At 39.1% G+C, this 13377-nt stretch carries 7 protein-coding genes; 3 read left to right on the top strand and 4 right to left on the bottom strand.

Going from position 1 to position 13377, the window contains the following annotated elements:
* Positions 1 to 467 precede the first annotated feature (467 nt).
* Positions 468 to 1832, bottom strand: a complete 1365-nt coding sequence (cca, locus tag MSBRW_RS14595; protein ID WP_011306994.1) for a CCA tRNA nucleotidyltransferase — start codon at positions 1830 to 1832, stop codon at positions 468 to 470.
* 666 nt (positions 1833 to 2498) lie between these two features.
* Here cca and MSBRW_RS14585 point away from each other — a divergent pair.
* The 3 genes from MSBRW_RS14585 (at position 2499) to MSBRW_RS14575 (ending at position 7125) form a co-directional block, all read left to right on the top strand.
* Positions 2499 to 5105: an S-layer protein domain-containing protein gene (locus MSBRW_RS14585; protein WP_011306996.1), complete on the top strand. Its 2607-nt coding sequence runs from the start codon at positions 2499 to 2501 to the stop codon at positions 5103 to 5105.
* A 461-nt stretch (positions 5106 to 5566) separates the two neighbouring features.
* Complete coding sequence (locus MSBRW_RS14580) at positions 5567 to 6022, top strand: YqaA family protein (RefSeq protein ID WP_011306997.1); 456 nt, start codon at positions 5567 to 5569, stop codon at positions 6020 to 6022.
* Between the two features lie 617 nt (positions 6023 to 6639).
* Positions 6640 to 7125 carry a hypothetical protein gene (locus MSBRW_RS14575; protein ID WP_155398319.1) on the top strand — a complete coding sequence of 162 codons (486 nt, stop codon included), beginning with the start codon at positions 6640 to 6642 and terminating at the stop codon, positions 7123 to 7125.
* Between the two features lie 1005 nt (positions 7126 to 8130).
* Here MSBRW_RS14575 and MSBRW_RS14570 read toward each other — a convergent pair.
* The 3 genes from MSBRW_RS14570 to glmM form a co-directional block, all read right to left on the bottom strand.
* On the bottom strand, positions 8131 to 9588 hold the full coding sequence (locus MSBRW_RS14570) for a right-handed parallel beta-helix repeat-containing protein (RefSeq protein ID WP_230669777.1): 1458 nt from the start codon (positions 9586 to 9588) through the stop codon (positions 8131 to 8133).
* 1273 nt (positions 9589 to 10861) lie between these two features.
* On the bottom strand, positions 10862 to 12055 hold the full coding sequence (glmU, locus tag MSBRW_RS14565; RefSeq protein WP_011307000.1) for a bifunctional sugar-1-phosphate nucleotidylyltransferase/acetyltransferase: 1194 nt from the start codon (positions 12053 to 12055) through the stop codon (positions 10862 to 10864).
* Complete coding sequence (gene glmM, locus MSBRW_RS14560) at positions 12052 to 13356, bottom strand: phosphoglucosamine mutase (RefSeq protein WP_011307001.1); 1305 nt, start codon at positions 13354 to 13356, stop codon at positions 12052 to 12054. The genes glmU and glmM overlap by 4 nt, the downstream gene beginning before the upstream one ends.
* Between the last annotated feature and the right edge of the window lie 21 nt (positions 13357 to 13377).

The raw sequence follows: 13377 nt of genomic DNA, 5'->3' as shown, positions 1-13377 counted from the left end.
TTGAGATGCACTCCAGAAAAATATATTTTTAAATGTTTTGGGGGAATTTTATTCGTTTTTATATCTGGTCAAATTCGTTTTTATATCTCACCAAAATAGTCTGTCATACCACAACGAAGTATTTGAAATCTATGCTATGTTACTAATAATGCTTACACAAAAATAAAAACTTCAGATGAAGTTCTTATTAATAGTAGGGCCCATTTTTCAGATAAGTCGTGTATTATACTAATATTCGAATACTATGCCAGAATCAATATACCATTTGTAATTATTTCTCCAAACGTGGCTATGTTTTTGAATAAATTATTTTAATTATGGCAGTCCTGTGGGTGAGACAACTGCAGACTTATAATTGGTCAATTGAAAAGGCCCATTTAAAAACTTTTGCGAAAGTATATCCCTATCTCTCGTTTTGTGTAATATCAATTAATTGGCTATTACTATTGTCCACATTATAATCTCTTTTATATCCATTTCCTCAAATAAATCCTAAAGTCATACTCTTTTAATCTGCAAATCCCGGCATTCTCTATAATCTCAAAACCCTCATTCACGCTCTGATGTACCTGTTTTCCAAGAGAACAGCTCATGAGCCGGTCTTCGAGAAGCCCTCTTGCCGTCGGGTACTTGCGCAGGATTTCAAAGATGTATTTTCCGTTTTCGATATAACCTCCAAAAACGCCGTCTGCTGCCTGATATTTTTCCTTGAACTTCTCTGCGTGTACTTTGACCCAGACCGGGGGACCGATGTGTTTTTTCACGTTGGGCAGGGTACCTGAAATGAGTTCCATCATAACTGCGGTTTCGGTATTTCCTGACCAGACGCCGGTTTTTATCACTGTAAAATCATATTCTTTCAGAAGGGCAGCTACTGCCTGCTCCATTTTATAAAGCTGCGGAAAGAGGACATCCTCTACCACGTCCGGGGTTTTGAAAACGACTGCAAGCTGAGTACTCTTCCTACTTTCAAGCTTTTCCAGGATTTCGCTGTCCTCAAGGGGCAGGATGGGGGCTGGGAAAAAGAAACTGAGCTCCGGGTTTTTTAGGAATTCCCGACAGTGGTCTATGAACGTGCAGAATTTGTCAAGAGAAAGGGCTGCTGCCACGTTTCGCCTGGGATCAGTTGGGTCGATCACTACAAGAGGTTCTTCGTGCTCGATTTCCCCATGCTGCATTATATCTATTTTCTCACCTGGCTTCCAGGAACAGGCTGCGTAGATAGTGTTTTTGAAGGAGCCGTAGCGAATTACAAGGAGTTCGGTCAGGTAGCCTGAAAAGCCCTGGGTCTTGAGTTCTGAACCATAGACTCCGCCTCCGCGCATAAACTGCTTCAAAAGCAGGACTTCGTCTTCATGCCCTTTTATGCGTGGTTTGACAAAATCGTTATGAAAAGGCGTTCTGTCAACCGCAGATTTGATCTGGGAAGCCGAAGCAACCCTGAAGCAGGGAACAAGATCTACGTCAAAGCCTTTGTATGTAATATTCAGATAGGGATGCTCAGCGTGGCGGTCTTCGGCATGCTCGGCATATCTTGCCACCTCTCTTGCAATTGCCATACCCAGGGTTTCCAGGTCTTTTCTGGAGGTTTCTTCAGGAAAGCTGATAAAAACATCAATATCGTGAGTTCCTGAAAGCCAGGTACCTCTGGCAGCAGATCCCACCATTTTTACAAGCACGCCTGGGATGCCAAGTTTTTCTGCTGCGATTTTAACCTGTGAGGCGAGTTCTTCCTGGATCGCAAAAAGTTTTTCTCTTTCAGGTTCAGTGGGTTGTATTCTTTCAAGGACTGCAAATTTTAATTCTTCGGGAATACCTGTATACGTTTCCATGCCAGAGACGGCTCCATATTTTTACTCTGTCTTACTTTGCAGAATGAATCTTTATGAATCTTATAATGGATCTTAATGAATCCAATTATGCTGATTTTTGCTTATAAGTGTCAGAAATCGCTTCTTCAAACTTATAATTTGTGTATATCAAATTGATTCTCGAGGAAAAAGGACTTTTTAATTTGTTTTCAGACTTTTCTCTCAAACGTGAATAAAAAGTCGCTTTAGAATAAATCGGGTTCTGAATAAAAACGGTGTTTCTGAATAAAACCTGACTCTGAGCAAAAACTGGTTGTGATAAAGACATTTTCTGGATGTTCTGAATTGTCTTCCTGACAGACGCTGCCTGATATTTACTCTTCTGGTGTTTAAAAGGCAATTGAAAACAGTTTTATGGTGTTCAAGGTTTTCAATTCCTTCTTTTGCCATATTTAATTTTTTTATTTCCGATTTCTGAAAAATATTTCTTATTATGCCCAAAAATTTTTTATTTGATGTCTGAGATATTAGAAAACACATATAGTTGAATATCTTTGACATAACTCAGATAGGCGGGGGTATCCTGGTCAGGGTGTATTCCGGATGTTCAGGAAATTTTTTCCTATTTTTTCTTTCGGAAGCCTGAAAGTTATGCTCCCGGTTAATACAGCATAAAGGAGGTTTAATTTGGGGATTAAAAACTATATCAAGATTTTATGCTTATTTCTGGCATTTGGGTTGCTTTGTCTAAGTGTAGCTGCTCAGGCTTCAGATTCGACAGGCAATCGCATCTGGGATGAAAATGCAAATGAGAGCCTTACCTACACATGGACGCCTCAGACTTACTCGGGCTTTTATTATGATCTGGATACCGGAGAAGGTTCTGAAAATCTGACAGTCCAGCTAAGTAAGGGCAGCCGGACAATTAATAAGAGAAATCTGCAGTACGAAACAGTACCCATACAGACCGACTTTGAGTATGGAAAGTGGGGATCTTATGATGTCATAGGGTTTATGGCAGAGCGCTATTTTGCAGGGTACACCACAAACTCAAGCTTTGCAAATAAAGAAATTAGCGTTATCTCGGACGGACAGCTTTCAAAAGTCCTGATAGACACCGATGATAGGAAATCCCTGTACACTGGTTCCTCTCTTGTTCTTGACGAAGGATACTCTCTGAACATGGTTGAGGTTGATATTAACGGAAATACCGTCTGGGTACAGCTTGAAAAGGACGGCAAGATAGTCGACGAAGCTTTCCTATCCTCCAATAGCGACTATGTATACAAAGCCGACATCGGGGATACTGAAGATGTGCCCATAATTGCAGTCCATTTTGCCCAGATCTTCAGCGGCAGCGAAACCAATGCGGTTTTCGTGGAAGGAATTTTCCAGATCTCAGACCAGTACGTGAAAGTCCAGAATGGTGATGAATTTGGGGAAATGGAGGTAAGTTCCACCTCAAGTTCAGGCATAAAAATGAGAAACAGCGACTCAATCTCGCTTAGCAAGGGCGATACTATTGACATCATGGGTAAGCTGAGTTTTGTTGTGGCTGATTCCAATGAACTTCGTTTTGCACCAATAGTTGAAACCTCCGAGCCCGGAACCTATGAATTAAGAGGAACGGTACACGATGATAAGTTTGATACTATGGTCTGGACGCCTTTTAACTTCGAAGGTTTCTATTATAACATCGACGAAAATATTTCCACTGAAAGCCTTGCTATTGAAAATCTCGATGGCAGGACAATTGATGATGAATCCCTCGTCTATTCTACAAGGCCTGAAAATGTCAAATTTGAACATGAGGGCTGGGGAAGTTATGAAGTTATCGGCTTCATGGCAGAGAAATATTTTGCAGGATATCCTGAAAACACTCTTGGCAATTCAAAGGGCATAAGTGTGTTGTCGGACCGTGTTCTTTCAAAAGTTCTGATTGATGACGATGACAAAAAATCCCTGTTCACTGGTTCTTCTTTAGTCCTGGAGAACGGCTACTCCCTTAAGGCAGCTGAGGTTGATGTTAATGGGAAAAACGTACTCTTTGAGCTTTACAAGAATGGAAAACTCTTAGATTCGGGAATAGTTTCCCAGGGCGGGGACTATATTTATGAAGCCGATATAGGTGGGGCTGAAAATGTTCCGATGATTGCGGTCCATATAAGTACGGTCTTCCGTTCCACAGAAACAGATGCCGTGTTTGTGGAGGGAATCTTCCAGATTTCGGATGATTTCCTGGAAATTTCTGGGGGAGATTCTTTCGGTGAAATGAAAATAACTTCGATCTCCGACTCAGGCATCACAATGAAAAACGAGGACTCAATCTCCCTTTCAAAGGGTGATGTCGTAGACCTGATGGGCAATGTCAAATTCAGGGTTGCAGATGCTTCAGTCCTGCGCTTTTATCCCTTTGTCGAAACCGAAACCGAGGCAGGAGATCAACTGGATATTGAAATACCCGATGCGCTTGTAGTCGGTAAGCCGACCGAAATTTTGGTAACTGCGAGAAATGTTTTAGTCGTCGGTGCTGAAGTTTCTGTTGGAAACAAAAGCATAGGTACTACTGGAGACAGCGGAAATCTCACCTTCACTCCCAGCAATGAAGGCAGCTTCACTGTAACTGCGAGCCGGGAAGGTTATGTTTCCGGAACCAAGAAGGTGGATGTCCTCGCACAAGGTGTCCTGAAACTCTTAGTTTCAGTTTCTCCAGAAACCGTCCGGGAAGGAGACCAGATTGACATAAAGGTCACGGACTCTGAGGAAAACAAGCCTGTTTCCGGGGCGGATGTCTTTTTCGGTGGACAGATAATTGACGCACAGACAGACGAAAAAGGTATCACATCCTACATGGTTACTGCTCCGGGAACGTATGTAGTAAATGCTACAAAGACCGGTTATGAAGACGGAGAAACCCAGGTCGAGGTGGCGGAGAAAGCCGCAACACAGTTCACCTTCTCAGACCTCACGATACAGCCTGCTTCAGTTGAGGCCGGAACCGCGGTAAATATCAGGGTGAACGCTATGAACAATGGAGACGTCACAGGAGAATCCACAGTGGAATTGCTGGTTAATAACGAATCAGTTGATTCTGAGAATGTAACCCTTAATCCGGGTGAGAACAAATCAATCGAATTCTCACACACTGAGGACACGCCAGGGACATATACTGTTGAAGTAGGAGGTCTGAGCGAAAGTTATGAGGTGACAAAGAAAGCTCCTTTCTTCAGTGGGATGGCTACACTTGGTATACTCTCCATAGCATTTGTTATTCTGCGGAAGAGAAGAAACTAATTAACGCTTCTGGCTTTCATATTAAAGCTTGTATTATAGCTTTATGGGTTCATTACGAAATGAACATACAGCTATAATATAACTTTAATACCTTTGTTGCGGTAAGAGCTGAAAATCAGATTTCGGATATCCGGCTCTCCGCTTATTTTTTCCGGTCTTAATCCTGAGTGGAATTTCTTTTTTTTTGATCAGAAATTCTTAGTTAGAAGCAGAAATGTCAAAAATGACGGTTGATCTACAAAGTAACGGTTGATCTTCAAAGTAACGATTGATCTTCAAAGTAATGGTTGATCTTCAAAGTAACGATTGATCTTCAAAGTAATGGTTGATCTTCAAAGTAATGGTTGATCTTCAAAGTAATGGCTGATCTTCCAAATAAAGATTGATCCATTACAAAAATAGTGTTTGTTTTGATGCCTGAAACGACAGCTTAAAATACTGAATTACGAGTGTAAAACTGAATGCTTGAAGCTTTGAGTTCCTTTATTACCGACTACGGTTACCTGAACCTCTTTGTCCTGAGCTTCCTGGCTTCCACGGTTTTGCCGTTAGGATCGGAAGCGCTGGTAGTAGCTCTCATTTATCAGGGCTTTAATCCTTTTGCTGTTGTTTTGGTAGCGACTTCAGGCAATTATCTCGGATCGTGCACAACGTACTATCTCGGGCTTAAAGGGCGTCCGGTACTTGAGAAGTTCCTTTCTCCTTCTCCTGAGAAGCTTGAGAAAAGTGAAAAGCTCTTTAAAAAATATGGTCTTTACACCCTTCTTTTTACCTGGGTGCCAGGTATCGGAGACGCGATTACCATGGTTGCAGGACTTATGCAGCTTTCTTTCCGATATTTTTCTATTCTGGTTTTTCTTGGGAAATTCGGGCGTTATTTTGCTATTGCTTATATAACAGTTCTTTTTAGCAATTGATTTAGGATTTTCGAGATAAACTTAACTTATTATTTTTCTTAAGTTTTATTAATTTAAACAATTTTTTATTAATTTTTATTCCTATTAATTTTTATTCTTTTAAGTAATTCTTTTCTTCTGTATAATTCGCCCAGGTAATTCTTTTCTCGGTGATAAAAATAGATATCTTTATATAATCCATGGTACAATATTTAATTGTTAAAGCAAATTTAATTGATTTTATTGCTTTGATCCATTTTTATTGCCTGTCTTCCAGGTCTCTAAAAACGGGCTCAATCTCTAATTATAACCTCCATTTTTATTTTTTCGTTTTCTCTTTCTTTTTTAATTTTATACACAATTTAACTTTATCTGGGGTAAATATCTAATTACTTTATAGGACTTACACACTTGAGGTACAAAATCAATTACAGTAAGCACTGTGGATTAAAGTCATATTTTAAACAGTTAATGGTCTGTTAATGTTGATTTTTCCAACTGCGTATAGTCCTATATTCTAATTTTTTTGTCCTGCTTCAGTTCACTTTGTATCAATAACTTTTTTATATTTCTGCCTCTTATTCTCAGATATGTCTCATTGCAGCAAAACAAGATTTCTGAGTCTTTTCATTCTTATTATGCTTTTGTTTGTCCCGATAGCAGGGGCAGTCTCGAACGCAGGGAATATCAAAAAAGCCGACCTTTATGAGGCTTCTGAGAATTCTACTACTGAAAACGCTCTCTTTGCAGAACTGAGTGAAAAAGCTGATCTTTATAATAACAATTTTGATAAAGTTCCTGGAGTTCTGCAGAGATTTGTAGCCAGTGAGGAAATTGCCGGGAAAATCAAACTTGATAACGGCGAGATGCTTTACGTTACTTTACTTATGGGAGGAGGAAAAATAAGGGATTTCTACAGCTATGAAACTTCTGAAGATCCAAATTCAAAGTTCGGGCCTTCCATTACAGTGGAAACCGACGAAAAAACCATACAAAAAGTGCTTGATTCGAAAGAACCCTTAAAAGAAGCCGTAAAAAGCATGAATGATGACTCTCTAAAGGTGGAAACCGAAGGGCTTTTCCGAAAACTGATGCTCTCAACTTTAAAGACATTTTATAAATAAAATAGATTTATTCCTGAGTTTTAGAACCTTGAGTTTTAGAACCTTGAGTTTTAGAACCCTGAACTCTAAAAATTATTGATTTGAAATATCCCTTTCCTTTCTGGGAAAAGGGTACAATTTTTTCAGAATTTATAGTTTTATTCTCAAAATTTTAGAATTTACAAAATCTTTTTTATATATATTTTTGAATACGAGTTAAGATGTTCTATTCTGAGGAAATTTCGGATGAAATAATGTAAGTTAATATTTGCGTATCGGTGACCCCTGTCCCACGTCATTAAGTATGGCTTATTGGGAATCACTTCTGAAGCTGACCACATATATGTGAGGAGTTAAAACTCCTCATTTTTTGAGGTGATATTTTTTTCCATGACTTATGTAACATTTTCAGTAACATTGCCTTGATTAGTAATACTATAGAGCTTGCAGTCTTTGTTCGGACAGGTAACATTATAGGGTCCTTCCAAATCAGTACCAAAACTAAGGGCATAAAATGCTTATTTTGGATAATAGGTATGCATTTAGAGTTTCCCCAATTAAGGTACATTCTAAAAATCAATTTTTTATATAAATAATCCATAATACTTTTTTAAATCAAGAAAAAATCGAAATAAATACTTTATTCTTTTACAATTTATGTTTATCTATAAATAAGGCATCTGATGTCATTTTCATCCATACAAAATTCAATGTTAAAAGTAAGGATAAATCAACGTTTAATTTTCCAATTAAAGTACTTAAGTCATTTAAACAGCAAATAGATCATTTAATGAATGTACTTTAACTGAGGGAGAGCTGACACTATATTATATTTGGAAAATAAGTTTAATATCCCTTAAAAAACTAATCCTTTTTCAAGGGGTCTAAACATTAATGAATTGTGGTTTTTTGCTTTTTTTCCATATAGAAACATATGATTTTTAAATATATAATGCCAATCAGATACAAATTGACTATCCAATTCTTTGTAATTCTCGATAAAAGGAGCAACACAGATATGACGCATTAACTCTTTGATTTTGATGCATATTTTGTATTTCCGTACGTGCCCATGTTAATCCTTTTTCCGTTGGGTTTCGGTTCATTAGAATAGCTCCAAGACGGATGTCCGGTGTCAATACAGGGAGAGATTACTGTGTCTTTAACCCATCTTTTTCCATTCCATCTTCCAGTTGTTGATTTTAGATGGTAATCATGTTTCGTCTGGCTCGCAAATAGTGGATTTACACGGATGTCCTTTAACGAAGTGCAACTTTTATAATTTCCTACTGCGTTTTTGTAGAAGCAGTTATATTGCAGATATATTTTATGGTTTTTACTGGCGAGATAATTTATCACACCATACCCTGTTCCACTTGGACTCTTTTTACGTTTCAGGGTGTTTACGATTATATTGTTGCGGGCAATTGTTGCATATACAGATGCCGTGTAACTTGGGTGATAATTTTCTGGATATAAATTGGCAATAGCCACATGATATATGCCATCAAAGACATTGTTTTCAATATAAGTGTTGCGGAATCCACTAATTACAATACCGCCAACCCAGGTAATGCTAGGATTGGTGCCTGTGCTGTAAAAGACATTATTGTGAATAAGAACATTTTTTCCATAATTTTTAGTAGCAGGATTGGTATCATAATTGAAAATCCAGATTCCAGGACCATAGGTGTTATGGATAATATTATCGTAGATACTAATATCAGTCATAAGACCCGTACCAGTCCCTCCTTTTTCGATCTGAATGCCTGGCCCGCCTGCACTCCAGTGGTAGAAAGAATCAATTATATTACCGTAGATTTTTACATGGTTTGAGTTCCAGATTCTAAGACCGCTGTTAGTCCTGCAGCTTATCCTGTTTTTCCAGGCCTTTACGTTCTTACACTGAATTGTAAAAAGACCATCATGCCCGAGCTTGTATATCCTGTTTTTATAAAATTTAATATTTTTTCCATATTTTATCCTCAGCCCATCCCCGTGACCGTCATGCATACACATATTGTATATTTTCACGTTGTTGCATTTCGTGAAGTACATCATATTATAGTATCCGTCACCCAAAGAAACTTTGGAATTACCGTTACGGTTTCCATTAATCTCGAAACCTCTTACTACAATATTACTATTTCCAGAACTACTCATCTGCTTGATCAAGGGTTTCATTGCAACCCAACCTGCATTGTTAGCAAGTTTGATCACAGCACTCGAATCTCCTTCAAGAATAGTATTACTACCGATTAAAATAGTATCGTCAATAACGTATGTAAAAGGTCCTTTGAGGTGTACAGTAGTATATTTTGTAGGATTGTTTGCCACAAGCTTCAGGGCTTGATTGATCTGCACTTGATCATCTTTTCCATCACAATTATATTTTCCAGTGCCATCTCCAGCAACGTATACTATTGATGAGCTAGTTGCGCATAAAGTTGTAGGAACACTTGCAAGAAGGAAGAAACCTACCAATAAAAAAATTCCTAATTCTCGTGTTAACAATGGCGTCATCTGGAGGAGATCATAATGAAATTCATTACTATTCTTAATAGGCAGATATTGGTCAAGTGACGTGTATACATCTCCTTAAAATTTGTGACTGCTTACTAAACACTATGAAATATGAGTCGTTTCTGAAACATACTAGATAATATTTTAAAATATATGTGTATATCTCGGATTCTATGACTATAAAAAAATATTCTGGAGGAATTATTTACATCAGGAATTGTTGAACCCAAAAGCATGCTATATATACAGAATTTAGAACAAATCTCTCTGTTTTTCAAGCCAATTCCTCTTACTTACATGAATTTCCTCTTGAGAACATAAAGAATAAAACTATAGAAATGTTGGCAATTATAAAGCAATTCTCCAATAAAAAGATTCCCTGTCTCTGTTACAAAATCGAGGTTGTCTGAAAGCTGTCATACTTAAATTTATTATCAATGTACGAATATTTGTATAGATGAACATCTAACTCTAATAAGAATGTTTGATAAAATCTAAAAGTATGTTACTATTTTCTGGGCTTTGAGAATCTAAAAAAAGATCCTGAATAAATTATTTGGAACGAGAACTGCTGGATTCGAGTACATACGATAAAATATAAAACTTTGGATAAAGTTCTCCGTTTTTCACGTCTATTTATCTAATGATAAAAATTTTCCCTTAAGAACACAAGGAATAAGTTTCCTCTCAATCTATGGTTATATTTTTATAATAATCAGCGTGATTTAAATGAATGTCGTACAAGAGTTTTAATATATTAGAAATGTTTCGTGAATCATTGTAACTGTGTTCAGACGTTCAGATATACTTCTCCGAGCCTCCACAAAAATAGTGGCAAGAATATTTAGTTATTGGTCACATGTTAACTCTTTATTGCTATATATTAATGAGAATAGATCAAAAATTATGCTCAATAATTAAATTTCCATGACAATAGTGTCGAGTCAACCGCAAAATGCCGTATAAAATCGATTTCAATTATTCAGAAGCAACTATTCAGAATCGTCAAATCTTTGAGGATTGAAGCGACATTGGATCTAATGGAAGAAATTCAAAATAAAATCAAGAAGCTTGATATAGAAATAATGAGCCAAATAGAAAGAATAAAAGAGGATTATGGTGCTTTTTCGCTGTTCATTAGTTAGTTATCAAACTCCTTGTTTTCCTCGTAATTGATATTATTCGACTTTTTTGTAGGCTAGATAGTTACCATGAATCTATTTAGCATCAAAGGTTAATGTTTGACAATCTCTCCAGGATATGTATATCTTCCTTTTTCCATTATCGTACCGATATTTATGCTTGTGTTGATACCGGTATGCACGTCATCTCCCATAATCACTCCGAGTTTTCTCCTGCCCGTGTCAAGAATCCTGCTTTTTATCATTACTTTTATGTTTTTCCCATCATGGCGGAGGTTTGCAACTTTCGTACCCGCTCCAAAGTTGCAGTGGTGCCCAATAATGCTGTCCCCAACATAACTCAGATGTCCCACATGAGTATCTTCCATGACAATCGTATTTTTTATCTCCACAGCATTTCCTACCCTAATATGGTTCCCGATTGCAGTGGAAGGGCGGATAAAACAATTAGGCCCGATATCGCAATTCTCTCCTATCACTACTGGGCCTTCGATATAAGAACCGTTCCTGATAATAGTGCCTTTTCCGATTACAACCTCTCCTTTTATGGTAGCATTCGGCTCTACAGTACCTTCACAGCTGCTCTTAAGGCCTTTCAGAAGGTATTCGTTTGCTTTCAAGAGGTCCCAGGGATACCCTATATCTATCCATCTACCTTCGAGAGGGCTGTAACCCACGGCTGTTCCACTATCAATCAGCATCTGGATGGAGTCCGTAATCTCGAACTCATTTCTCACTGAGGCCTTGGTTCTGTCAATAAAGTCAAAAATAGATTCCCTGAAAAGATATATCCCGGCATTTGCAAGGTTAGTAGGGGGATTTTTAGGTTTTTCTATTATCCTGACAACTCTATTATTCTCGGTTTCAAGCACTCCGAAATCCGCCGGGTTTTCCACCTCTTTTACACAGATGACAGCTTCTTCTGTCCTTGAGACCAGGGCTTTTAAGTCCTCCTGCTCTATGAGCATATCCCCGTTAAGTACAAGGAAAGTCCCATCAACATAGCCTTTTGCACAGCCTATCGCATTTGCAGTCCCTAGCTGCTCCTTTTGCTGTACATACTCTATGCTTACTCCCCATTTGTTTCCGTCCCCGAAGTACTCTTTTATCTGCTTTTCGAGATAACCGGTAATGAAGACAAAGCCTTCGATGCCTGCTTCGATGGCTGAATTAAGTATATGTTCGAGGATGGGTTTATTTGCAACCTGGAGCATAACTTTAGGACAGCCGGAAGTTAGAGGTTCCATCCTTGTGCCTTTGCCTGCTACAAGGACAACCGCTTTCATTTGAGTGCCTCCTTTGCTATCTTTTCAGCCATATCGAAAATCTCATCAACGTTTTCTCGGGCTTCAGCTGTGATTCTAACTTTTGCTTCCGTCCCTGAGGGGCGGACAAGTACCCATCCATTGTCCATTTCCACGCGAATACCGTCTATATCAAGGACTTTTCCCAGGGGCTCGAGTTTAGCCTTAACTTTTTCCATAAACTCTGCCTTTTTGTCATTTGCACAGGGGAGAGCTCCTCTTTTTGTGGCGTACCTGGGAAGCTCTTCGCGAAGCTCGCTTAACTTTTTTTCCTTGACAATCTCAACAAGTTTTGCGGCTGCATAAATCCCATCCGGACAGTAGGAAATCTTCGGGAAAATCCAGCTTCCTGATGGCTCGCCTCCATAGATAGCACCACTCTGTTTTATGCCCTCTGCGACGTAAACGTCCCCGACTCTTGTCCTCACAATCTCTGAACCTTGAAGAGAATCGCCAACCATCATTGAAGTGTCCACAGGCACGACGACTGTTCCTTTCTTACCACTGCACTCGTATAGCCCGAAAATTGCAAGCATTTCATCTCCTGATACAAAATTGCCTTTCTCGTCTACGGCCATCATCCGGTCCGCATCACCGTCGTGTGCGATTCCAAGATCGGCTCCGAAATCCACAACAGCTTTTTTGAGCATGGTAAGGTTTTCATCGTTTGGCTCAGGGTTTCTCGCAGGAAAATGGCCATCAGGCTGAGCGTTCAGGGTTATTACCTCACAACCAAGCTCCTGAAGGAGATATGGGGTAATTGTCCCTCCTGCTCCACATCCGCAGTCCAGTACGACTTTTAGACTGGAACTTCCTACAAGCTTTTTGATCATATTCATATGGGCTCGGATAGCATTTCCGTCTTCTTCGAACTTGCCTATCAGGTTCCAGGGAACCAGGGAAAAGTCTGCATCTTCAATCGCTTTTTCTATCTCTTCCTGCTGCGCCGAGTCAAAGGCCATGCCATCAGGGTTCCAGAGTTTGATCCCTACATACTCTGAGGGGTTGTGGGAGGCTGTAACCATTACACCGCATTCGTATTCTCTGGCTGCATATGCCAGGGTTGGGGTAGATACAAGGCCTATTTCTGTAACAGCACAGCCTGTGGCAGTCATTCCCGCAATCAGGGCATGCTCGATCATAGGGGCCGAAACTCTTGGGTCCCTCCCGATAACCGCAGTTTTTTTCCGGCTTCCCAGTACAAGCCCTACATTAAGTGCAAGTTCGGGCGTAATTTCTTTGTTTGCTATCCCTCTTATTCCTGAAGATCCGAAGAGTTTCATATATCCCATCCCGAAATTTCC

This window comes from Methanosarcina barkeri str. Wiesmoor (assembly GCF_000969985.1).
Taxonomy (GTDB): domain Archaea; phylum Halobacteriota; class Methanosarcinia; order Methanosarcinales; family Methanosarcinaceae; genus Methanosarcina; species Methanosarcina barkeri_B.
Note: the sequence above shows the minus strand (reverse complement) of the source record. Positions and strands in the feature narration are given on the sequence as shown.

Bases quoted from the DNA above. Each gene is read 5' to 3' on its own strand.
- cca (WP_011306994.1), bottom strand. From the start codon at position 1,832: ATGGAAACGTATACAGGTATTCCCGAAGAATTAAAATTTGCAGTCCTT.
- MSBRW_RS14580 (WP_011306997.1), top strand. From the start codon at position 5,567: ATGCTTGAAGCTTTGAGTTCCTTTATTACCGACTACGGTTACCTGAAC.
- MSBRW_RS14575 (WP_155398319.1), top strand. From the start codon at position 6,640: ATGCTTTTGTTTGTCCCGATAGCAGGGGCAGTCTCGAACGCAGGGAAT.
- glmU (WP_011307000.1), bottom strand. From the start codon at position 12,055: ATGAAAGCGGTTGTCCTTGTAGCAGGCAAAGGCACAAGGATGGAACCT.
- glmM (WP_011307001.1), bottom strand. From the start codon at position 13,356: ATGAAACTCTTCGGATCTTCAGGAATAAGAGGGATAGCAAACAAAGAA.